The organism is Brevibacillus sp. B_LB10_24 (genome assembly GCF_046036945.1).
Lineage (GTDB): Bacteria > Bacillota > Bacilli > Brevibacillales > Brevibacillaceae > Brevibacillus_C.
The window spans coordinates 39,563-63,095 of sequence record NZ_JBJQOQ010000009.1 but is presented as its reverse complement, the minus strand read 5'-3'; the positions used below and the strand labels follow the sequence as shown (position 1 = coordinate 63,095).

Below are 23,533 nucleotides of genomic sequence, written 5' to 3'. Positions count from 1 at the left end.
TGAAATGTTCCGCGAACGTGCGCATGCGCTGACAGGCGGAGGTCGCATCCTACACGGATGCGTGGATTGAAATGTGGTTGCTCCCTGGATCTATACGGTCATCGTTAGTCGCATCCTACACGGATGCGTGGATTGAAATTGCTAGGGGTAAACTACCCGATTTCCCAAAGGGCGTCGCATCCTACACGGATGCGTGGATTGAAATTTCATGGCATCCAGGCTTTTGGCGATCGTCTTGGTCGCATCCTACACGGATGCGTGGATTGAAATTTTCCTGTTCAATGTCTTGTAAAGTATGAGCTAGTCGCATCCTACACGGATGCGTGGATTGAAATGTGTATACATTAACTCTGGTTTCTGCTTACATTAAGTCGCATCCTACACGGATGCGTGGATTGAAATAACAACTGTGTGCCTACAACATAGGGATACTGGCGTCGCATCCTACACGGATGCGTGGATTGAAATCCAGTGCATTTCCGGTATTGGTCGATGTTCGTTGGTCGCATCCTACAACGATGAGTCAGATTGAAGACTACCTACTGTTTGTGGTAGACGAGGTAGGGTACTCTTAACGGATAGGAAGATTAAAAATATATTGCTCTAAAAATATATAGACCAAGGGTATATTGCTCAGACAATATAATAAAGCTGAATTGATTAACATTCCCCAAGAACCGGGAGTGTTTTTTGTTTTTTGCGATATCGGGAAGTTTCAGTCGATATTTTGGGTAATTTGGAAGGTATTTAAATGAGTCTATCGAACTATGTTAATAATTGTGGTATCCAACTTATGGGTACAGGGAATCAGTGTGTATGGGAGGAGATGAAATTGAATTTTATTGCTCACATTCGCGAAAGCGACCATCAAGTCCAAACCGTGGAAGAACATCTGCTAGGCGTAAAAGAACTCGCCGAATCTTTCGGAGAGAAACTTGGCGTCAAGCATATAGCCGGGCTGGCGGGTATGCTTCACGATATGGGGAAGTATACGAATGAATTTAGAGAATACATACTTGATGCAGTTAACAATCCTGATTCTCCGCCAAGGCGCGGAAGCGTCGATCACTCGACTGCAGGCGGAAAATTCATTTACAAGTTGTTCCATTCTGGGAGAGACAAACTGCATAAAGGATTATTGGCGGAAATTGTGGGAAATGCGATCATCTCTCATCATTCCTATCTCCAAGATTTTCTGAATCCGGATTTAGAATCCAACTATTTGCAGCGCGTACGGGATAAAGTACTAGAAGAATATGAATTGATAGAGCACAGGTTTTTTAAGTATGTGATGAGCGAGGTGGATTTTCACCATTATGTAGATGAGGCTGCTGCTGAATTAGAAGCATATATGGGGAAAGCATCTTCAGCAAGTACCGAAACGAAGCTAATGTTCTTAACTAAATTTATTTTCAGCACACTAATAGACGCTGATCGAACGAACACTCGTTTATTTGAAGAGAATAAGATAGATGAATCAGTACGAGATCATGATAAACTCTTTGCCGCATACTACGACAGACTAATGAAAAAGATTGACTCTTTTGCAAAACAGGGCAGTACCCAATCGGCTATTCAACGATTAAGAAGCGAAATGTCCAGACAATGCGACCATTTTGCCGAGAAACCGTCAGGCATCTATACCCTATCCATTCCAACCGGCGGCGGCAAGACTTTGGCCAGTTTGAGATATGCGCTGAAACACGCCGCAACATACCACAAGAAGCACATCATTTACGTCGTACCTTATACGACGATCATTGAGCAGAACGCGGCAGAAATACGCAAAATTCTCATGGACGACTCCAATATTTTGGAGCATCATTCCAACGTGGTTGACGATATCAACGATGACGATGAGAACTTTGACGGTTTCATCAATGTTCAGCAAAAGCTAAAACTGGCCAAAGACAACTGGGATGTCCCCATTATCTTTACAACGATGGTGCAGTTTTTAAATGTGTTTTATGCCAACGGAAGCAGAAACATCAGACGGCTTCACAATTTATGTGAATCCGTCATCATCTTTGACGAAGTACAAAAGGTTCCTGTGTCATGTGTCTCTTTGTTCAATCAAGCATTGAACTTTTTGCAAATGTACGGCCATTCCAGCATCGTACTGTGTACAGCAACACAGCCCGCACTAGATTTCGTTGAAAACAGGCTGGAGATCGGCACACACGCAGAGATGATCGATAACCTGGAACACGTTATTGAAGCCTTTAAACGAGTAGAAGTTATAGATCGAGCGACAAGTGAAGATTTTGATCACGACAAGTTATCTGATTTTGTAACGGAGAAAATAGAAGAAGTCCAAAGCGTTCTCGTCATATTAAATACGAAATCCGTTGTGAAAAAGTTGTACGATCAATTAAAAACGAAAGTGAGCAACGTTCCGGTCTATCACCTGAGCACATCGATGTGTGCGGCCCATCGGAACGATCTTCTAGGAGAAGTGCGCGATCATTTGAAGAAGGGAAACAAGATCATCTGCATCAGTACACAATTGATCGAAGCAGGGGTGGATGTGAGCTTTGCATGCGTCATTCGTTCTCTGGCCGGGCTGGATTCCATTGCGCAGGCAGCAGGACGCTGCAACCGGCATGGAGAGCGGGAAATCCAACAAGTATACGTTATTGATCATGTAGAGGAAAATCTGAATCATTTAAAAGAAATCAAGTTCGGCAAAGAAATCTCGAAAAAGATTCTTATTGATCTGAAACGGGATCGGACATGCCATGGTGGTCATATTCTGTCGGTACAAGCGATGGAAAAGTATTTTAAAGAGCTTTATACCAAATATAAATCAGAGTTGAATTATCCCATACCGAAGTTAAGAAAAGAAATGACGGAATTATTGTCCGCCAATAAAATTGATAATTCTTACTATCAAGCCTATTGCAGTAAGTATCAAGAACGGCCTCCTTTATTTTTGGCCAACAGCTACCGCACAGCGGCCGAACATTTCCGTGTTATCGACGATCTTACGACTGCGGTTATCGTTCCATATGGGGATGAGGGAAAGAACATCATTGCCGAATTGAACGGGGAACGCAGTATTGAGGATCTCACGCGATTATTGCGCAAGGCACAGCAATTTACAATCAATTTGTTTGAGTTTGAACTGAAGCTCTTATCACAAAATGGCGGATTAGCGACTTGTCTCGACGGAAGGGTGCTGGTACTAAAGGAAGGGGCTTACAGCCAGGAGTTTGGTCTTGACATCCAAAACGACAGTCAGTTTGATTTGAGTATCTATTGAAATGACAGCAAAGGAATAAGTGGATATGATTGATTATTCAAAGAAAGGAGGTGAAACCATGAGAAACTCAATTGAATTCGAAGTATATGGAGATTACGCCCTTTTTACCGATCCATTAACCAAACTGGGTGGAGAAAAATTATCGTACCAGGTCCCCACATATCAAGCACTGAAGGGAATATTGGAAAGTATTTACTGGAAACCAACACTCATCATGGTAATAGATTCCGTTCGCATAATGAATCCCATTCGTATGGAATCCAAAGGGGTTCGCCCGATTGAGTACGGCGGAGGAAATACTCTGGCCAATTATACTTACCTGAGGGATGTTCGTTATCAAGTGAAGGGTTATTTTGAATTCAACATGAATCGTCCCGACTTGGCTTATGACCGCAACGAACACAAGCATCACAATATCTTGAAGCGCTCTCTGCTGGCTGGCGGTCGTAGGGATATCTTTCTTGGTACGCGTGAATGCCAAGCTTATGTGGAACCGTGTCGCTTTGGAGAAGGAAATGGATTCTACGATAACTACGGCGACATCCATCTGGGAAATATGGTCCATGGCATCAGTTATCCGGATGAAACGGGCAGAAACCAAATGGAAGTGCGTTTATGGAATCCGGTGATGAGAAATGGCGTGATCCAGTTTATCAGACCCGATCAGTGCACACAGATTCGCAAGATTGCGGATATGCTGCCGAAGCATTTCGACGAATCCAATGTAGAATCAGCGGACGAGCTGTATGCTCAAATGGAAGGGGGTGGGAATCCATGAGCTGGTTATTGAATCTTTATGAGACCTACGAATCCAATCTGGATCGAGTTGGGGTCATTGAAAAAAAGTATAACGGCCAAGAGTATACGCTCCTGCCTGTCTCACATACAACACAAAATGCCCATATCCAGGTGGAGGTTACGGAAGACGGAGAATTTCATACGGCTTTCGTCATTGACAAAAGCGACGCGAGCACCTTAATTCCGTGTACCGAGAAATCGGCCAGTAGATCGGGTGTGAAAGCATATCAGTTTCCATATCCGCTTCACGATAAGCTAAGTTCTGTTGCCGGGGATTATGCAGCTTATGGTGGTATGATCAAAGAAGATGAACCGTTTTCGTACTATATTGAAGAATTGGGCAACTGGGCCAATTCACCGTATGCGCATCCCAAAGTAAAAAGTATCTATCAATATGTAAGGAAGGGGCAATTAATTAAAGATTTAGTAGAGAACCGCATTTTATATGTTGATGATCATAACCGGTTACTCGATAAATGGGACGGAAAAGGCGAAAGACCTCTTATTTTTTCCGTTGTTGCCGGTGGACAGGAAAGCGCCTTTGTGAGGTTCAATGTGTATTCGCCTTCACACAGCAAAGTTCTAACCGAGGTATGGAAAGATACGGAGGTTTATGATTCTTACGTCAAATACTATCGAGAACTGTTGGGCAGTGAAGACATTTGCTACGTAACCGGGAGAATGCTGCCAAGTACGGACAGGCACGCCAATAAAATCAGAAATGCGGCGGACAAGGCAAAGCTAATATCGGCAAATGATACAAGCGGCTTTACATTTCGAGGCCGTTTTACTACAAGCAACGAAGCTGCCAGTATCAGTTATGAAGTATCCCAAAAGGCCCATAATGCGTTGAAATGGTTGATTCATCGTCAAGGGAAGACCATTGAGCAGAGAGTTTTCCTGGTATGGGGGAACGATGCTCTCGATATTCCGGATCCGACTGAAGATACCTTTGCCATTGATCCTACATCGCCCCTCGTTGCGGTCAGAAAGTCCAATACTAATCAAGAGTTTGCGAATCAGTTTTCCAAAGCTTTGGATGGTTACAAAAGCGATCTGTACACCAAGTCCAATGTGAATATTCTGGTCCTTGACTCGGCGACAACCGGACGCATGGCTGTGCTGTACTATCGGAATATGGATAAAAACCTTTATTTGGACAGGCTTAAAGAATGGCATACCTCCTGTGCGTGGCTTCATCGTTATCGAAAAGATGAACAAGGGGAATTTGTTGAATTCTACGGGGCTCCGGCCACGAAGGACATCGCTTTTGCCACCTATGGACCGAGGACTGGCGACAAGATTGTCAAGGGCTTAATGGAGCGAATGCTGCCGTGTATTGTAGACAAGGTCAGGATTCCCCGAGATATCGTAACCAGCGCCTTTCACCGGGCATCCAATCCCGTCTCGATGGAGAAGTGGGAATGGGAGAAGACGTTAAGCATTGCGTGCGCTTTGATCAATAGGGAGGAGGGATTACAGTTGGCGCTAGATAAGGAAAATGATGATCGCAATTATTTATTTGGCCGTTTATTGGCCGTTGCGGATGTATTGGAAAGACGAGCATTAGGGGATGAAACACGTTCCAGCAACGCGATCCGTTACATGAATTCTTTTTCGATGCATCCGGAACGTACCTGGATGACGATTCAAAAGAGTTTGCAGCCGTACCAAGCCCGGCTAGGCACGAAAGCAACATACTTAACCAAAATTATCGATGAGATCGCATCCAAATTTAAATTAGAAGATTTTAATAATAAACCGTTAACCGGAAAGTACCTATTAGGCTTTTACAGTCAACGACATGAACTTTATCAAAGGAAAGAAAATAATGAAGGTGCAGAGGATGCATCTAATAACGAGGAGTGATTCATATGCCAGTTTTGGATCATAAAATTGATTTTGCTGTTGTCTTATCAGTTAAAAATGCGAATCCGAATGGGGATCCATTAAATGGTAACCGACCGAGGCAAAATTATGACGGCTATGGCGAAATTTCGGATGTCGCTATTAAACGGAAAATAAGAAACCGACTGCAAGATATGGGCGAATCGATTTTTGTTCAATCCAATGATCGCAAAGTAGACTCGTTTACCAGTTTAAGAGAGCGAGCTGAAGCGAATGATGAACTGGGGAAAATTTTAAAGGCAAAGACCGTTTCAAGCGATGAGTTTTCTAGAGTTGCCTGTCAGGAATGGCTTGATGTTCGCAGTTTTGGTCAAGTTTTTGCTTTTAAAGGATCAGGGAACAAAGGCGATGGTGTATCGGTAGGGATAAGAGGTCCCGTATCGATTCACCCGGCAACCAGTGTGGCTCCGATTGATATTACAAGCATGCAGATTACGAAGAGCGTTAATTCTGAGCCAGGTAAAGATAGAGGCTCGGATACGATGGGAATGAAGCATCGGGTAGACTACGGACTTTATGTTTTTTATGGTAGTATCAACACCCAGTTGGCTGAAAAAACCGGATTTACAAACGAAGATGCAGAAAAATTGAAGCAAGCGCTTGTCACGTTGTTTGAAAATGATGCCTCTGCCGCCAGACCGGACGGAAGTATGGAGGTTCATCAGGTTTACTGGTGGGAGCATTCCTCTAAACTGGGCCAATATTCTTCCGCTAAAGTGCATCGCTCATTAACGGTGAAACCTAAGGTGGAAGAACCAAAAGTCTTTGATGATTATTCTATCGAATTATATGAGCTGGAAGGATTAAAGGTTGAGGTAATAAATGGTCTTTAATGATGACGACGATTACCTGATGTTATCAGGGATACAGCATTTCCAATTTTGCAAGCGGCAATGGGCGCTAATTCATGTTGAGCAGCAATGGGAAGAGAATGTCAAAACAGTAGAGGGGCAATATCTTCATCGGAAGGTGGATCAGCCGTTTGTCAGGGAGAAGCGGGGTGATAAGCTTACCGTCCGTGGAATGCCTGTGAAATCCGAGGAACTTAAAATTACGGGTATTTGCGATGTGGTAGAGTTTATTCGTGATGATACCGGAGTTGAAATTAACGGTGCAGAGGGGAAATATGCCGCTTATCCGGTTGAGTACAAACGAGGAAAACCAAAGACGGACGATGCTGATCTGTTGCAGTTAACGGCGCAAGCCATCTGTTTGGAAGAAATGCTGCAATGTGATATCTACGTCGGGTATATGTTTTATCATGAGATCAGGCATAGGGTCGAGGTCCCTCTGACAGCAGATATGAAAAATAAGGTCAAGTCGATTTTCTCCGAAATGCATGATTACTTTCGGCGTAGATATACGCCGAAAGTTAAGACTGGCTCTTTTTGCCGGAGTTGCTCTCTTCAATCGATTTGTCTGCCGGAAGTGATGAATAAACGTAGTATAAAAAGTTATATCGAAGGGAAAATCAAGGAATGAAAAAACTTTTGAATACGCTGTTTATCACACAACCGGATGTGTATTTATCGTTGGATGGGGATAACATTGTTCTTCTCAAGGAACAGGAGCGGTTGGGCAGACTTCCGCTTCATAATTTGGAATCTGTTGTAGCCTTTGGGTATACCGGAGCTAGTCCGGCATTAATGGGGTATTGTGCCGAAAGGAATATCTCTATCGTTTTTCTGACGATGAATGGCAGGTTCCTTGCAAGAGTTATAGGGGCTACCAAGGGCAACGTCGTATTGAGAAAAAGGCAATGCCTTGTATCAGAAGATGAAGTCATGGCGGCAAGAATTGCCCGGAATTTTATTGTGGGTAAAATTTACAATCATAAATGGATGATTGAGAGAATGACTAGGGATTATCCTTTACGTATAGATGTGGAAGTGTTTAAGGAAGCATCCCGACATCTATCATCTATTATGGCAGCCGTCAGGGAATGTGAAGATTTGGAACGGATTAGGGGATTGGAAGGACAGGCGGCGCTATCCTATAATAAGCTGTTTGATCAAATGATATTGCAGCAAAAAGAGGATTTCTTTTTTCACTCCCGTTCTCGCAGACCCCCGCTGGATAATGTGAATGCAATGCTATCCCTTTCCTATACATTGCTGGCTAATGATATGACGTCTGCACTGGAAGGGGTTGGGCTTGATGCGTATATCGGATTTATGCATCGAGACCGCCCCGGACGTGCCTCCTTGGCTTTAGATGTTATGGAAGAATTACGTGGTGTCTATGCAGACAGGTTTGTCTTATCGTTAATTAATAAAAAGGTTGTCAATTCGGCAGACTTTCTTCGCAAGGAAAATGGCGCTGTTATCATGACGGATGAAGCAAGGAAAAAGTTCCTTACTGCCTGGCAAAATAAGAAACAAGAGAAGATTACACATCCATATCTGGGAGAAAAAATCCCTTGGGGATTGGTTCCGCATGTTCAAGCCCTATTATTAGCCCGCCATTTGCGTAATGACCTAGATGAGTACCCTCCGTTCCTATGGAAGTAGGTGTAGTCAATGTTAGTATTAATCACATATGATGTAAGCACAATGAATAGCGAAGGACAAAAGAGGTTGCGCAAAGTCTCAAAAATATGCCAAGATTACGGTCAGCGTGTCCAAAATTCTGTATTTGAATGCATTGTGGATACAACTCAATTTGCTGTTTTAAAAATGAAGCTTTTGGATGTTATCGATCAAAATCAGGATAGTCTTCGGTTTTATCAGCTCGGGAATCATTATAGGAATAAGGTGGAGCATATTGGAATAAAAGAGTCTATCGATTTAGAAGGTCCTTTAATTTTATAGTGCGAAAATAAAGCGAACATCGATTTTCAGGGAGATTCGCACCAAAAAAATCACCTATTTTTATGGGTTATGTTAAAATATGGAAAATGAATTGCTGTATTTAGGTTAATCTTGATAATTTTTGATTTAAAAAACGGTTTTTCATTTTGTTTTGTTGAAAAATCGGAGTCGCATCCTACACGGATGCGTGGATTGAAATCGTCCTTTAAAACAAAGTCCCCCGTTTCATAGTGGTCGCATCCTACACGGATGCGTGGATTGAAATATAAAACCCTGTTTACTTCTAAAATCGAAGATATTGTCGCATCCTACACGGATGCGTGGATTGAAATACCCGTTTTGAGGACAAGATCGTCTTTGAGTTGGAGTCGCATCCTACACGGATGCGTGGATTGAAATTCTTTCTGGCCAAACACCTAAACCGCGCCAGCGGGACGTCGCATCCTACACGGATGCGTGGATTGAAATTAGTGTCAGATATCGAGGAAGTCATGCAAATAAAAGGTCGCATCCTACACGGATGCGTGGATTGAAATGAAAACTCGCCGAAAAGAATCTTGTCCGTATCCAGGTCGCATCCTACACGGATGCGTGGATTGAAATTTCGCTACTGAGTTCGGTATTACCCACCGGCTAGGTGTCGCATCCTACACGGATGCGTGGATTGAAATTCCAACAGGTGGATATGCAGCGAAGAGAATCGAGTCGCATCCTACACGGATGCGTGGATTGAAATCAGAATGTAACACCGTACTTTTCCGCTAATTCAGCGTCGCATCCTACACGGATGCGTGGATTGAAATCAGTCGAAAAGGAAATCTTCAAAGTGTGGGTTTAGTCGCATCCTACACGGATGCGTGGATTGAAATTTTAGACTCGGCTTCCTCATGCCGAATTTCATGGTCGCATCCTACACGGATGCGTGGATTGAAATGCTAATAGAGTTTCCGGCTCCCGTAAAGCCACCTGTCGCATCCTACACGGATGCGTGGATTGAAATCTCATCTTTGTACCAAAGCTGGCAAATCCATTCGTCGCATCCTACACGGATGCGTGGATTGAAATCATTATTACTGTGACCTTTAATGTTCGATAGTCCACGTCGCATCCTACACGGATGCGTGGATTGAAATCGCTCTTTGAAACCCTATCTCCAAGTGACATTTACGTCGCATCCTACACGGATGCGTGGATTGAAATCATGACTAGACGATCAATTCTATTTTCAGTCAAAGTCGCATCCTACACGGATGCGTGGATTGAAATACCTAACTGAGTTCACAGGAACATTGAAAATAGGTCGCATCCTACACGGATGCGTGGATTGAAATACTTTAAAGACAACAAAGTCTCCTTTCGTAAAATGTCGCATCCTACACGGATGCGTGGATTGAAATCTCTCTAATACGCCTAACGCGCCTAATGTAATAAAGTCGCATCCTACACGGATGCGTGGATTGAAATATTGTGGGCCACACCGAACACAATGGACCATATGGTCGCATCCTACACGGATGCGTGGATTGAAATATTAAACGATCGGGAATCAATCCCCGAGTCAATAAGTCGCATCCTACACGGATGCGTGGATTGAAATTGTGTGTCCCGCAGGTAGCTTGTAGTCGTAGTCAGTCGCATCCTACACGGATGCGTGGATTGAAATATGATACTCTCTCGACCATCGGCAGCCAGTTCTGCGTCGCATCCTACACGGATGCGTGGATTGAAATGTCGTTTGTCCCGTTGGGTAAAATTGTGTGACAATGTCGCATCCTACACGGATGCGTGGATTGAAATATAGCTATCTGGATAACTTGCAGATGGAGAATCGGGTCGCATCCTACACGGATGCGTGGATTGAAATGCTGAGTCGAATCGTTTGATGTAGGGAGTACACCGTCGCATCCTACACGGATGCGTGGATTGAAATTTCTGGAGCGCAGACGTAGACTGATCGGGCGGGAAGGTCGCATCCTACACGGATGCGTGGATTGAAATCTTACTTTCATACACAATTGTAAGAGTGATGTTGGTCGCATCCTACACGGATGCGTGGATTGAAATGTATGTCGTGATTGGCAAAAATGGGCACAAAAAAAGTCGCATCCTACACGAATGCGTGGATTGAAATAGATTGGGGCCGTAAATGCTCATATACCCTTGGCTAAAGATATTTTAAAGGATGATCCTGAGAATCAGATTGCAACGGACGTCGTATCAAACGAAAATCATAAAATATAAAATATTGGGTACCCGTCAGCCAAGCCAATATTAGTAACTACTCTTGCCTATAACGATGACGGGCAGGTGGAATTTTTTTGTGATTAATAAAACGGTACAAAACATGCAGTAAACAAACAAAATGGCCAAGGCTGTAAGCATGGCCATTTTGAAATGAGCAAGGAAGCATGGCCGGTAAAATATCCGACTAAGTTAACGGGAAGCCGCTACCCCTAAGCACTTAAAGACGGGTCTTCCATATCTGGAAATAAAGCATTCTCTCTTATCACGCTTCAACCGCTACCCGTCCCAAAACCTCCCCTAACCGTCTCATCCCTTCAACAATACGATCCTCAGGCATGTTCGAGTAGTTGAGCCTGAATGTGTTTTTCTTTGCAATCGTTGGAAAGAAGGATTCTCCCGGCACAAAGGCTACTTGATTTTCTAAACACTCTGCAAAAATTTCTTTTGTATCGATATTTTCCGGCAGCTCGACCCAAATGAACAGGCCGCCTTCGGGAGCGCTGTACTTGGTCTGTTTGGGGAAAAATTCTTGAATGCACGCGATCATTTTCTCGCGCCTGCCAAGATAGACAGCTTTGATCTTTTCAATATGGGCATCGAGGTCAAAGAGCTCCATATACTTCGCCGTAACCCTCTGGGCGAAGATGTCGGTATGCAAGTCAGAGGCTTGTTTGAATGCCACAAATTTCTCCATGAACGCCTGGTTCGCGCAGATCCAGCCAAGGCGGAGTCCCGGCGCAAAAATCTTCGAAAACGTGCTAAGGTAAATCACGCGGCCTTCATGATCAAAGGATTTAATGGGAGGCAGGGCTTCTCCGGCAAAGCGAACGGCACCATACGGATTGTCCTCTACGATGATCGTATTGTACCGGTTTGCAAGCTCCATGATTTTTTTTCGTCTTTCCAGGTTCATGGTTCGGCCTGTTGGATTTTGAAAATCGGGAATGGTGTAGATGAATTTTGCCTGGGGATGTTCCTGCAGCACCTTTTCCAGCTCTTCCATGATCATGCCGTCTTCGTCCATGGGAACTTCCACAAAGTTCGCATTGTATATCTTAAATGCCTGAATGGCGGCAAGATACGTCGGGCTCTCGCAGATGACCGTATCGCCGTCATCGAGAAACAGCTTGCCCGTCAAATCAAGTCCTTGCTGCGATCCCCCGGTTATCAGGAGGTTCTCTGCGGTCGTATTGATCCCGATCTTTTTCAACCGGTCTGCGATTGCCAGCCGGAGAGGGGGGAAGCCTTCGGTCGTGCTGTATTGCAAAGCTTGTGCACCGGTTTCATGTAATACGGCTTCACAAGCGGCTTTGATCTCTTCCACCGGAAACAACTCGGGCGCGGGAAGACCGCCGGCAAAAGAGATGATCTCCGGCTTCTCCGTTACTTTCAGGATTTCGCGGGTTTGCGAAGCGGTTGCGTATTTCGAGCGCTTTGAAAATTTTTGTTCCAGCATTCTCATCATCCTCCATTTTATCTTTCGTCAGGTGCTAAATAATTGGGTTATATTCTCTTTTTACATTTGGCGATTTATTCCGACTATTCAACTCTCCAACAGCTTCCAGCAGGAGAGAGATTCCTTTTTCAATCCGATCCGGTATTTCATACGAATAGTTCAGCCTCAAAAAATGTTCTCCGTCGCTTTCTTGCGGATAGAACAGATTGCCTGGCAGGTAGTTTACTCCTTTTGCTGCACAAAGAGAGAGGAGTGCCCTTTGCGGGATGTTTTCCGGAAATTTACACCAAATATAAATCCCGCCGTCCGGTACATCAAAAGTGAGGAGACCTTCTGCCTTGTGCAGGGCGGATACCGTGAGATCCCTCTTTTGTTGAAACGCAGTTACCTGTTGATGCAGATGATCTTCATAATATCCTTCCCGAAGGAAACGGCTCAGTATAAACTGCCCCGGTGTGTTCACGTGAAGATCGGTTATCTGCTTCAAGATGACGAATTTTTTCATCACAGGTTCTGGTGCGATGACCCAGCCTGCGCGGAACCCCGTGAACAGCACCTTCGAAAACGTGCTTATGTAGATCACGTATCCATGTTGATCGAGTGCCTTCAGCGGAGGATATTTGTGCTTGGTAAAATGAATCTCACCGTAAGGATCGTCTTCCAGAATAGGGACTTGATACTTGTGGGCTAGGTCCAGCAATTCCTTCCTGCGCCTCATGCTCATCACGACACCTGTGGGATTATGGAAGGTCGGGATCGTATAGATGAATTTAGGCTTGTATCGCGCAAGCTGTGCCTCCAGCACATCGGTACGGATGCCTTCACGGTCAAGCGGAATGCCGATAATCTTGGCCCCAGCCGCCCGGAAACGCTGAATGGCTTGCAGAAAGGTCGGCTCCTCAACAATGACGGCATCTCCCGGAGAAAGAAAGGTGTGGGCGGCAAAGTCAATTCCCTGCATCGATCCGGAGAGAAGCATCACTTCATGTGGAGATACGGAGAGACTTCGCTCCTCCATGAGACGGGAAAGCTCCTCTCTGAGCGGGTAATAGCCTTCCACAGCACATAGGCCAAGCATTTCGCTCTGTAGCGGATATTCTTTCAGGATGGCTTGCAGCTGATGCAGCGGATAAAGTCTTGGATCGCATATGCCGGCATCAAATGAAACAGCGTCTTGCCTGCTTCCCGCGTTCATCAGATCACTGATGGTATCATTTACATTACCCAGCTTTTTATCGAATAAAGGATGCCAGGACAAAGGAAATACCTGTTGTTTTTTGCTTGGCGGATGAGGCTCGATTTTTTCTGTGACAACGGTCCCTTTTCCTCTGTGCGACTCGACCAACCCCAAGGCTTTTAATTCATCATAAGCCTTGATAACCGTACTCCGGCTGACACCGTTGGAGGCAGCCAGCTTTCGTTCCGGAGGGAGCACAAATCCGGGAGGAAGCAGCCCGGAAAGAATCTGTTCTTTGATGCTATTGATGATCTGGATGTATATGGGCAATGAGATGTTCTTATTGATCGTTACACGCATAGCTACCCTCCCCGTTTTACCGCCTATCTAAAAAATATTATTATCATGATAACACGCTCTTTTCATTTTGAAATAACCAATTGGATCTATCCATTGCAGTCCAATTTGCATTAGAAACAAAAACGAGGGTGTCCCAAAACGATAGTTTACAAAATTTTAAGAATACATTGACAAATAACGGTTTTTTAACTAGATTAATGATATAAAAATCTGATATCCCAAATATCATATATCAATTTTATCGTAAGGAGAATGTCATGCTAAACGAGTCCGATCTGAATTTGGCGATAAATACACAGGATGTTAAATCATTGCGAGATATTGCTTTGGATTCCCTTCGTGAAGCGATTATAGGCGGAGTCTTAAAACCTGGTTCTCACCTAAAAGAAAGGGAACTAGCCAAGATGATGGGTATTAGTACAACGCCTATAAAAGAAGCCCTAAGAATGTTAAGTCATGAAGGGTTAGTAGAAACTTTGCCGCGAAAAGGCACTTACGTTTCTCCTGTGGTGGATTCCTCCATTGAAGAAATGCTTCTATTAAAAGCAAATCTAGAGGGTTTGATGGCTAAGCTTGCAGCAACGAAGATTACGGATGAAGAAATAGCCGAACTAAGTAAACAAGTGGAACGGATGGAGGAACTCTCAAAGCAACAGGATACGAACCGTCTTGCGGAGGAAAATAGCCGTTTCCACACGTTGATCAACACCTTTGCAAAAAATACTTTTATTTTCCAAATGCTTATGAATGTTAACGCCTTTGACCGTGCATTCCGTAAACGGGCGCTCAAATACGGCAACGAGGTTGAAGAAGGATTATCGGAACACAAGAAAGTATTTGAGGCCATCAAAAATCGGAACCCGGAGCTGGCAGAAATACAGATGAAAAATCACATTATACGAACGGCTGAAAACGTTTTGAAAAAATGGAAGGTTGAATGACCCACAAGGAATTGGAACGAACAGGGTTACGCTATGGAGTAGAGATCGAACGGTTTCTTCATCTAATGAGGGAGGTAAATGAACATGTTTCACAATAAGATGAAAGCGCAATCAAACAATCATCAGCAAGGAACGGTTTTTGGTGTTTTTATAGGCTTTCCCTCGACACAGTTGGTAGAAATGGCGGCCTATAACGGATTTGATACGGTTGTGATCGACAACGAACACGGACTTCTTAGCGCTGAAAATGTGGAGCATATGGTTATCGCTGCGGAGCTGGCTGGTATCACCCCGCTTGTTCGGGTCGTTTCCAGTGAGCCGGGTGAAATTTTAAAAGCCTTGGATCGTGGGGCTCATGGTGTTCATGTTCCGCAAATCGATACGAAAGAAGAAGCACAAAGAGTCGTAGAAGCAGTGAAGTACCCTCCGGCGGGAAAAAGGGGAGCTGCCTTTTCCATGCGTGCTGCGAAGTATGGAACCATACCTGTACATGAATATTTAGACCAAGCTAACCGCGAAACACTGGTCTGCATTCATATTGAAAGCGCTAAAGCCTTACATAATGTAAAGGAGATTCTCAGTGTGCCAGGCATTGATATGGTTTATATTGGCCCGACGGATCTATCGGTTTCTTTAGGCTTTGGCGGGAGAATGGATCATCCAGAGGTACTTAAAGCCATTGATGATATCTATCAATCAGCCAAACAACGAGGTGTATCTGTCGGAATCCACACAAAGGATGGAAAAGGAGCGAGAATGCGCAGCGAATGGGGAGCGGACTACGTTTGTCTAACCGTAACTTCCCTCATGAACGATGCATTCTCACAATATATCCATACCGCAAAAGGGAAAATTATTAATCAAGGAGTGAGTAAATAATGGCACGGAACTATGCGGAGTATGCCAAACGATTTGAGACGATTTCGGCTATCAGTATGACTCCTTTTTATCCCGATACGAAGGAAATTGACTGGGATGCACTGGAACAAAACATTTGTTTTCTTCTCGAGAACGGGGTGAAAGTGATTGTTCCTTGTGGCAATACGAGCGAATTTTACTCTCTCACTTTAGACGAGGCAAAAGCACAAATCAAAAGAGTAGTAGAAATCGTGAATGGCGGGGCTCTTGTTTTAGCAGGAATTGGTTATGGCGCAGATACGGCGATTGAACTCGGAAAATACGCCCAAGATGTGGGGGCGGACGCGGTGATGATTCATCAACCAATTCACCCTTATATTACGAACCGCGGTGCCATTTCTTATTTTAAAAAGATTATGGATGCTCTTGATATACCTAGCGTGATCTACTTTAAGGATCCGAATCTTAGCGACGAGGTACTTAAAGAACTCGCTCCCTTAGAAAAATTGGTGGCCGTTAAGTACGCCGTTAACGATTTACAGCGTTTTACTAAACTGGTTCGAGAGATACCTAGGGAACACAATGTCACCTGGATCTGCGGTACTGCAGAAAAGTGGGCACCATTCTATTTTCACTCCGGCGCCAAAGGCTTTACATCTGGCTTAATCAATGTATACCCTGAGAAGTCCTTTGAAATACTCACGGCCCTTCAGCAAGGGGACCACGAAACAGCCTGGAAAGCTTGGGAGGATACTCTGCCATTTGAAGACCTGCGCGCCAAGTATAACAATGGCAACAATGTTGTGGTTGTAAAGGAAGCCATGAATCAGCTCGGACTTACGGCAGGTGTGACAAGGGAACCGGTAGATCCATTGGATGATATCGATCGTGCAGAAGTGACCAAAATTCTGAGAAGTTGGGGATTGCTTATACAAGAGATGAAATAGGGTGAATACCACGGATTTTACATTTTTGCGGGGTGATCGCACCAAATTAGAATAGGAGATATTAATTTGTTGACAAAATTCAGAAAATTATTTAAATTTAAACAGAGATTGATATATGAAATATCAGTAAAGCTTTAAAGTTGTCGTTTTCGATTCTGTTCCTTGAAGCGATTACAGAAGGAGACTTAAAACCAGACTTTATGATACTGATCGAAAGAGGGATGTTATGCAAAAACCTAGAGTACTAATTGTACAGCCCATTGCACAGGAGGGCACAGAATTGTTAATCAATGCGGGTATGGAAGTTATGTTCGCTGAAAATGCATCTCATGAAACTTTATGTAAATACATCGTGGATTGTGATGCCATGTTAGTTAGAACTGCTCCCATTTCTAGAGAATTAATGGAAAAAGGAACCAAACTGAGAGTGATTGCAAAGCATGGGATTGGAACGGACAACATTGATGTGGAATTCGCAAACGAAAAGGGCATCTATGTTTGTAATGCACCGAATTCAAATACCAACTCGGTCGCAGAGCATACAGTGGGATTGATTCTTTCTCTTGCTCACAACATCAATCGGGCGGATAAAGCGGTTCGTCAAGGACATTATGAGGCACGTTACACTTTCATCGGTACAGAACTAAAGGGGAGAACACTGGGCCTCATTGGTTTCGGGAACATTGGTAAACTTGTGGCGAAAAAGTGTTTTGATGGTTTCGGCATGCAAATCGTGGTGTATGACCCCTATGCCAAAAACAAAGAGGATTTCAGGGATGTTCAATTTGTGGACAAGGTAGATGAACTATACAAAGAATCTGATTTCATTTCGCTTCATCTTCCGTACCTTGCTTCTTTGCACCATTTCATCAACGAGGAAAGCTTTTCAAAGATGAAAAAATCAGCATTCCTCATTAACTGTGCGCGCGGAGGATTGGTAGATGAAAAGGCTCTATATAAGGCCCTCACAGAAGGTGAAATAGCAGGTGCAGCTTTAGACGTATTCGAAGAGGAGCCCACCCCAGTAAAACACCCATTATGGCAGTGTGATCAGGTTGTCGTTACTCCTCATATGGCGGCTCATTCCAAGGAAGCGTTAGTGAATATGGCCACTGGTGCAGCCGAGGAGATTATACGAGTTCTTCATGGAGACAAGCCCAGGCATTGTGTTAACGATCCAATATAAAAGGAGCGAGAGCAGAGCATTCGCAAGAACAGGGTTAAACTTTGGAGTTGAGCTTGAATGTTGTTACTTGATACTTGAGATGAGGGAGGCAAATGAAATGGAGAGGATTTTAAGAAGCAGAGAAGTAGTGGAAGGTCCGGAACGAGGCGGTCAACGCGCCCTGCTAAAAGCAGCGGGTGTTCATAAGAACAGATTGTCCCGACCTTTTATCGGAGTGGTAAATTCCTATAATGGCATGCATGCTGGACACGTGCATTTAAATGGTCTTTCCAAACTCGTCATGGAAGGAATCGAAGAAGCCGGCGGTTTGCCTTTTGAGTTCGGGGTCATTGCGTTGTGTGATGGAATTGCCCAAGGTCACGACGGAATGTACTACGTACTCCCCAGCCGTGAAGCGATCGCTGACTCCGTCGAAATTACAGCGGAGGCGCAACGTCTGGATGGGTTAGTCATGCTTGGCAGTTGCGATAAGATCGTTCCAGGGATGCTAATGGCCATGTACCGTTTAAACATTCCTTCTCTACTCGTTACCGGTGGAGCTATGATGCCAGGCAAGTATGATGGTGAAAGCCGAGCAATCTATGAAATTCGTGAAGCAGCAGGGAAACTGCAAAGAGGGGAAATGACACAGCAAGCGTTCGACGAAATGGAAGACAACGTGACTCGCGGGCCAGGTTCTTGTTCCATGATGGGTACGGCTAATACGATGTCCATTTTGGCAGAGGTGATGGGTGCATCCCTTCCAGGCTGTGGAACCTCTCATGCTATCGAACAAAATAAGGCATTTATTGCTAAACAAAGCGGGAAACGGATCGTAGAAATGGTAAGAGAAGACTTGAAACCATCTGATTTAATGACCGAGCGCGCTTTTGAAAATGCGATCCGCGTATGTATGGCCATCGGCGGATCGACAAACACACTGTTGCATTTACCAGCGATTGCTATAGAACAAGGAATTTCCGTCACACCAGATGATTTTGAGAGAATCAGCCGAACCACTCCGTTATTAATCAAAGCCAAACCATCTGGAAAACATACGCTTTGGGATGTAGAGCAGGCTGGTGGGGTACCCACAATTCTAAAAGAGCTTTCACCATTGCTTCACATGGAAGAAAAAACCGCATACGGAATCACAATTGCTGACTCGGTTGCGAACACCATAAACCTGGATTCGAATGTGATTCGTCCGTTGACCAATGCGTATTCAGATCAAGGAAGTCTAGCAATCCTAAAAGGCAGTCTTTCTCCAGATGGGTGCGTGGTCAAACAAGGTGCCGTGGTCGGTAAGATGCGAAAACATACAGGGCCTGCCAGAGTATTCGAAAGCCAAGAAGAAGCAGTTGACGCGATCATGAAGAAAAATAACATCAAGGAAGGCGATGTGATTATCATTCGCTACGAAGGACCCAAGGGTGGACCGGGAATGCGTGAAATGCTTGCAGCAACTGCGGTATTGATGGGTACTGGACTCGGTGAAAGTGTTGCCCTGGTAACGGATGGACGATTCTCCGGCTCAACGAGAGGACCTTGCATTGGACACGTTTCACCTGAAGCTGCTGCGGGTGGGCCGATTGCTTTTGTGCAAGAAGGAGATCTCATTTCCATAGATATCGAAAACCGCAGTGTTGACTTGCTAGTTGATGAAACAACCTTGCAAAAAAGAAAAGAGAATTGGGTACCGAAGCCGCCTAAGATTCAGCACGGAGTACTGGCACGCTATGCATCGATGGTGTCATCTGCGGATAAAGGAGCAATCTTAACGGTTCCTGGAACACATATGCCTAGCGTAAGAAAAGGGCAATTCTAATTTTACGAATAAACAAAATATTTATAGAAGACCGGTTGACCCACTGGATCAAAATGATCGTGCGGAATTCACCAAAATTCTGTGAAGATGTGCTACATAGAAAAAATCGTACAGGAGGATTATATGACGAAGGTAAAGTTAACTGCTGCTCAGGCCATAGTGGAGGTGATGGTTAGAGAAGGAGTAGAGAAAGTTTTCTGCGTACCGGGTGAAAGCTATTTAAGCGTATTAAACGTAATGTACCAACACCCAACGATCGAATTGATCACCGGACGTCATGAAGGAGGTGTTTCCTTCATGACAGAAGGGTACGCAAAGGCAAGTGGAAAAGTAGGCGTATGCTTCGCTACGAGAGGACCGGGTGCAACTAATTTATCCATTGGTTTGCATACGGCTAAACAAGATTCAACACCGGTTGTTGCTTTTATTGGTCAAGTGGAGAAAGAGTTTCGCGGTAGAGAAGGATTCCAAGAAATCGACCTTGCTGAATATTTCAGTTATCTCGTGAAATGGACAGTAGAAATCAACAATGCTGCTAGAGTACCTGAATTGGTTCACCGTGCATTCCATATGGCTAGATCAGGGAGACCGGGACCCGTGGTGGTTTCACTGCCGCAGGATGTTTTGGATGAAATGGCTGAGTTTGAATTCGGTGAATCTGCCTTTTATGCCAAGCCGCGTCCGGACTATGCTGCTGTTGAAAAAGCAAGGGAACTGCTTGAGTCTGCGAAACGTCCTGTCATTATTGCAGGAGGTGGAGTGACCAGCACCAAATCAACGCCCCATTTAGTTGCCCTTGCAGAACAATTAGATATACCCGTAGCCACTGCCTTCCGCCGATTTGATGCATTCCCCAACGATCACCCCAATTATGCGGGTTCGTTAGGAATCGGTGCTCCTAAATATCTTGTGGACTTGGTTCAGGAAGCAGATATCATACTGGCGGTCGGTACCCGATTTTCCCAGATTACGAGTCAAGATTATTCACTGTTTAGTGCCAGAAATAAGATCATCCATGTAGACATTTCAGTGGACGAGATTGGTAAAGTTTATCGCCCCACACTCGGTATAGTGTCTGACGTAAAGCATTTTATGGTTGATCTTCTTGCTATCCTCGGCTCTAAACCGCCAGTACTTGACCGTAAGGAATATGTCCGTCAAGCGAGAAAGAAGTACGAGGAATTCTCGACGATTCCTAAATTGGACAAGAGTGAATTCGTCCAGCTGGAAACAGTAATTCAGGATTTGCAGCAATACCTCCCAAGCGACACCATCTATGTAAGCGATGCTGGCAATTTCTTTGGGTGGATGGCTAAATACTACTCATTTAAAGAACAAGGCACTTTCGTTGGCCCTACATCTGGAGCTATGGGTTACGGATTACCTGCAGCCATTGGTGTAAAAGTCGCTCAGCCTGATAAAACGGTTGTATCCTTCTCTGGAGACGGTGGTTTTATGATGACGGTACAGGAGCTTGAAACGGCGGTTCGCCATAATATCCCTGTGATCGCCATCGTATCTAATAACAACATGTTCGGTACCATTCGAATGCACCAGGAAAAACATTTCCCTAAAAGGATCGTTGCTACCGAATTGACCAATCCCAATTTTTCGGAATGGATGAAACAAATTGGCGGATACGGGCAACTTGTAGAGAAAAATGAAGACTTCAAGTCTGCCCTGCTGCGTGCCGTAGAATCAGGAAAACCTTCCGTCATTGAAGTTCGAGTAGACCCCGAACGAGTATCTGTAGGGAAGACGATTGATGAATTAAGAGATCGAGTAAGACAGTGATAGAAAGTGATCAAAACCACCGACTTTTGGTCAGTTGATTCAATCAGGGTGACGAATCATTCATCAAACATGTAAAAGGGAGGATTAAATATGTTAGAAACAAGTCCTAGGGGTGTAACAAACACAGAAACAAAAACAACCCGGATTCGGTGGTTTATCGTTTTCATGTTATTCATTGTAACCACGATCAATTATGCCGATCGTTCAACCATATCCATTGCAGGACCGGCATTACAGAAAGATCTGGGTTTGAATGCTGTGTCAATGGGGTATGTGTTTTCAGCGTTCGGTTGGTCCTATGTGGTTGCACAACTTCCCGGGGGGTGGCTGCTGGATCGATTTGGTTCGAAAATGGTATATGCAGCAGCTCTCTTTCTATGGTCTTTCTTTACCTTATTGCAAGGATTTGTCGGCTTTTTTAGTGCGGGTACGGCTGTTGTACTTCTTTTCATTTTACGTTTGCTTGTTGGGGCTGCTGAGGCACCCTCATTTCCCGCAAACAGCCGAATCACAGCAACATGGTTTCCATCCAACGAACGTGGGCGAGCTGCGGCGATTTTTAATTCCGCACAGTACTTTGCAACTGTACTCTTTGCTCCCATTTTGGGTTGGCTCACCCACTCATTTGGTTGGCAGGTTAACTTCGGGGTTATGGGTGTTCTTGGTATGTTGTTGACTTTGGTTTGGTTAAAAGTGATCTATGGGCCAAAGGAACATCCTTGGGTGAACCAGTCTGAGCTAGAGTATATTGAAAAAGGCGGTGCTCTGGTGAATATGGAACAGAGCACAAACAACAGACCGGTTAAAGCAGAAAATTTTAAACGCCTACTGAAGAATCGGATGTTGATGGGCGTTTATATAGCACAATATTGCATAACAACTCTAACTTATTTCTTTTTAACATGGTTTCCGGTCTATTTGGTTCAGGAACGAGGCATGTCAATTCTAAAAGCAGGTTTTGTCGCGTCGCTCCCTGCGATATGCGGATTTGTTGGTGGGGTTTTGGGTGGTATATTTTCAGACTTTTTACTAAAAAAAGGATACTCCTTAACGTCAGCAAGAAAAATCCCGATTGTTTTAGGAATGTTATTATCGATGAGCTTGATCATTGCCAACTATGTGGAAACAAATTGGGTAGTAGTGGCTGTTATGTCACTCGCTTTCTTTGGAAAAGGCATCGGTGCACTTGGTTGGGCGGTTATGTCAGATACTGCACCAAAGGAGATGGCTGGTTTAAGTGGAGGGATATTCAACACGTTCGGTAATATTGCCGGAATTACCACACCGATCATTATCGGTTACATTGTACAAGGAACGGGATCATTCAATGGAGCTCTCGTTTTTGTAGGAGTGAATGCGCTGGTGGCGGTAATTTGTTATCTCCTCGTTGTTGGTGAAATTAAGCGTGTTGAATTAAATAAAGTTATTTAATAGTCTATAGGTTTTTTGCGCTGGTTCCCCATTAAAGGAGAGAACCTTGCGATATGATATAAAATTTGCTTGCTGATGTAACGAGGATCAATTATAGAACAAAAATTAATAGTTGCGAATAATTCGCAACTATTTCTATGCATAAATCGCATGACCCCTCTTCGCGTATTTCATCCATCCCCAAAATGATCATGCTTCCATCCCTCCGCTCCATTGAAAGTCTCATATACAAATGTTATGTTTTCACAACTTGTTCACCTTATGAATTTTATAAGGGGGTTCAATTGAACGTTCATTATAGCAAAACAAGTGCTCAGGTAGTTATGATCTTCAAGCACTGTGTAAGCCGAGCAGGTTTCTTTTTGGCGTTCGGCAGGAAGAGCCATCAGGCAGAACCATAGTCCGCATGTTGTGATTCTGTTTCCGTTCGACATATAATAGAGTTTACGAGAAAAGACAGCTGCACGTAAGGGAGTAACCAAAGCAAGCAGTCATTCGTCCTTATATAAGTGGAGAAATTTGGTCAGAGGTTTAACCATAGCAGACCGTGGCAG

Annotated in this window: 16 protein-coding genes and 2 CRISPR repeat arrays (1 of these 18 only partly in view); of the genes, 14 read left to right on the top strand and 2 right to left on the bottom strand. The window is 44.2% G+C overall.

The features are described 5' to 3' along the window. Positions 1-468: a CRISPR direct-repeat array (repeat unit 32 nt; unit sequence GTCGCATCCTACACGGATGCGTGGATTGAAAT); it reaches 2,300 nt to the left of the window's first position. A 364-nt stretch (positions 469-832) separates the two neighbouring features. From cas3 to cas2, 7 genes are read left to right on the top strand one after another with little or no spacing between them, the layout of a single operon-like run. Next, positions 833-3,262, top strand: coding sequence for a CRISPR-associated helicase Cas3' (gene cas3 / locus ACI7RC_RS10670; RefSeq protein ID WP_408108224.1), 2,430 nt, complete (start codon positions 833-835; stop codon positions 3,260-3,262). A 58-nt stretch (positions 3,263-3,320) separates the two neighbouring features. Continuing rightward, on the top strand, positions 3,321-4,040 hold the full coding sequence (gene cas5c, locus ACI7RC_RS10665) for a type I-C CRISPR-associated protein Cas5c (RefSeq protein ID WP_408108223.1): 720 nt from the start codon (positions 3,321-3,323) through the stop codon (positions 4,038-4,040). Next, complete coding sequence (gene cas8c / locus ACI7RC_RS10660; RefSeq protein WP_408108222.1) at positions 4,037-5,929, top strand: type I-C CRISPR-associated protein Cas8c/Csd1; 1,893 nt, start codon at positions 4,037-4,039, stop codon at positions 5,927-5,929. The genes cas5c and cas8c overlap by 4 nt, the downstream gene beginning before the upstream one ends. Before the next feature lie 5 nt (positions 5,930-5,934). Then, positions 5,935-6,801 carry a type I-C CRISPR-associated protein Cas7/Csd2 gene (gene cas7c, locus ACI7RC_RS10655; protein WP_408108221.1) on the top strand — a complete coding sequence of 289 codons (867 nt, stop codon included), beginning with the start codon at positions 5,935-5,937 and terminating at the stop codon, positions 6,799-6,801. Continuing rightward, on the top strand, positions 6,791-7,450 hold the full coding sequence (gene cas4 / locus ACI7RC_RS10650) for a CRISPR-associated protein Cas4 (protein WP_408108220.1): 660 nt from the start codon (positions 6,791-6,793) through the stop codon (positions 7,448-7,450). The genes cas7c and cas4 overlap by 11 nt, the downstream gene beginning before the upstream one ends. After that, entirely contained in the window at positions 7,447-8,478 is a 1,032-nt protein-coding gene (gene cas1c / locus ACI7RC_RS10645; protein ID WP_408108219.1) for a type I-C CRISPR-associated endonuclease Cas1c, read from the top strand. Before cas4 ends, cas1c begins: the two co-directional genes overlap by 4 nt. 9 nt (positions 8,479-8,487) lie before the next feature. Beyond that, positions 8,488-8,778 (top strand): CRISPR-associated endonuclease Cas2, encoded by a 291-nt coding sequence (cas2, locus tag ACI7RC_RS10640; protein ID WP_408108218.1) that lies wholly within the window; start codon positions 8,488-8,490, stop codon positions 8,776-8,778. A gap of 167 nt (positions 8,779-8,945) precedes the next feature. Then, positions 8,946-10,909: a CRISPR direct-repeat array (repeat unit 32 nt; unit sequence GTCGCATCCTACACGGATGCGTGGATTGAAAT). A 375-nt stretch (positions 10,910-11,284) separates the two neighbouring features. Here cas2 and ACI7RC_RS10635 read toward each other — a convergent pair. After that, positions 11,285-12,478 (bottom strand): aminotransferase-like domain-containing protein, encoded by a 1,194-nt coding sequence (locus ACI7RC_RS10635; protein ID WP_408108217.1) that lies wholly within the window; start codon positions 12,476-12,478, stop codon positions 11,285-11,287. A 34-nt stretch (positions 12,479-12,512) separates the two neighbouring features. Continuing rightward, entirely contained in the window at positions 12,513-14,015 is a 1,503-nt protein-coding gene (pdxR, locus tag ACI7RC_RS10630; RefSeq protein ID WP_408108216.1) for a MocR-like pyridoxine biosynthesis transcription factor PdxR, read from the bottom strand. Positions 14,016-14,272: 257 nt separating this feature from the next. On the opposite strand from pdxR, the gene ACI7RC_RS10625 reads away from it, so the two are divergent. From ACI7RC_RS10625 to ACI7RC_RS10595, 7 genes are all read left to right on the top strand, one after another. After that, positions 14,273-14,956, top strand: coding sequence for a GntR family transcriptional regulator (locus ACI7RC_RS10625; RefSeq protein WP_408108215.1), 684 nt, complete (start codon positions 14,273-14,275; stop codon positions 14,954-14,956). Between the two features lie 84 nt (positions 14,957-15,040). Next, complete coding sequence (locus tag ACI7RC_RS10620) at positions 15,041-15,835, top strand: HpcH/HpaI aldolase family protein (protein WP_408108214.1); 795 nt, start codon at positions 15,041-15,043, stop codon at positions 15,833-15,835. After that, a complete protein-coding gene (locus tag ACI7RC_RS10615) occupies positions 15,835-16,761 on the top strand; it encodes a dihydrodipicolinate synthase family protein (protein WP_408108213.1) in 927 nt (308 codons plus the stop codon). Before ACI7RC_RS10620 ends, ACI7RC_RS10615 begins: the two co-directional genes overlap by 1 nt. Before the next feature lie 226 nt (positions 16,762-16,987). Beyond that, positions 16,988-17,947 (top strand): hydroxyacid dehydrogenase, encoded by a 960-nt coding sequence (locus ACI7RC_RS10610; protein ID WP_408108212.1) that lies wholly within the window; start codon positions 16,988-16,990, stop codon positions 17,945-17,947. A 97-nt stretch (positions 17,948-18,044) separates the two neighbouring features. Beyond that, entirely contained in the window at positions 18,045-19,754 is a 1,710-nt protein-coding gene (gene ilvD / locus ACI7RC_RS10605) for a dihydroxy-acid dehydratase (RefSeq protein ID WP_408108211.1), read from the top strand. A gap of 123 nt (positions 19,755-19,877) precedes the next feature. Continuing rightward, complete coding sequence (locus tag ACI7RC_RS10600; RefSeq protein WP_408108210.1) at positions 19,878-21,548, top strand: thiamine pyrophosphate-dependent enzyme; 1,671 nt, start codon at positions 19,878-19,880, stop codon at positions 21,546-21,548. 90 nt (positions 21,549-21,638) lie between these two features. Continuing rightward, positions 21,639-22,979, top strand: a complete 1,341-nt coding sequence (locus tag ACI7RC_RS10595; RefSeq protein ID WP_408108209.1) for an MFS transporter — start codon at positions 21,639-21,641, stop codon at positions 22,977-22,979. The last annotated feature ends 554 nt before the right edge of the window (positions 22,980-23,533 follow it).

Excerpts from the sequence above, each read along its gene's own strand:
- ACI7RC_RS10635 (WP_408108217.1), bottom strand. The coding sequence starts at position 12,478 with ATGCTGGAACAAAAATTTTCAAAGCGCTCGAAATACGCAACCGCTTCG.
- cas8c (WP_408108222.1), top strand. The coding sequence starts at position 4,037 with ATGAGCTGGTTATTGAATCTTTATGAGACCTACGAATCCAATCTGGAT.
- ACI7RC_RS10595 (WP_408108209.1), top strand. The coding sequence starts at position 21,639 with ATGTTAGAAACAAGTCCTAGGGGTGTAACAAACACAGAAACAAAAACA.
- ACI7RC_RS10620 (WP_408108214.1), top strand. The coding sequence starts at position 15,041 with ATGTTTCACAATAAGATGAAAGCGCAATCAAACAATCATCAGCAAGGA.
- cas4 (WP_408108220.1), top strand. The coding sequence starts at position 6,791 with ATGGTCTTTAATGATGACGACGATTACCTGATGTTATCAGGGATACAG.
- ACI7RC_RS10610 (WP_408108212.1), top strand. The coding sequence starts at position 16,988 with ATGCAAAAACCTAGAGTACTAATTGTACAGCCCATTGCACAGGAGGGC.
- cas2 (WP_408108218.1), top strand. The coding sequence starts at position 8,488 with ATGTTAGTATTAATCACATATGATGTAAGCACAATGAATAGCGAAGGA.
- ACI7RC_RS10615 (WP_408108213.1), top strand. The coding sequence starts at position 15,835 with ATGGCACGGAACTATGCGGAGTATGCCAAACGATTTGAGACGATTTCG.
- pdxR (WP_408108216.1), bottom strand. The coding sequence starts at position 14,015 with ATGCGTGTAACGATCAATAAGAACATCTCATTGCCCATATACATCCAG.
- ACI7RC_RS10600 (WP_408108210.1), top strand. The coding sequence starts at position 19,878 with ATGACGAAGGTAAAGTTAACTGCTGCTCAGGCCATAGTGGAGGTGATG.
- ACI7RC_RS10625 (WP_408108215.1), top strand. The coding sequence starts at position 14,273 with ATGCTAAACGAGTCCGATCTGAATTTGGCGATAAATACACAGGATGTT.
- cas1c (WP_408108219.1), top strand. The coding sequence starts at position 7,447 with ATGAAAAAACTTTTGAATACGCTGTTTATCACACAACCGGATGTGTAT.
- ilvD (WP_408108211.1), top strand. The coding sequence starts at position 18,045 with ATGGAGAGGATTTTAAGAAGCAGAGAAGTAGTGGAAGGTCCGGAACGA.
- cas7c (WP_408108221.1), top strand. The coding sequence starts at position 5,935 with ATGCCAGTTTTGGATCATAAAATTGATTTTGCTGTTGTCTTATCAGTT.
- cas5c (WP_408108223.1), top strand. The coding sequence starts at position 3,321 with ATGAGAAACTCAATTGAATTCGAAGTATATGGAGATTACGCCCTTTTT.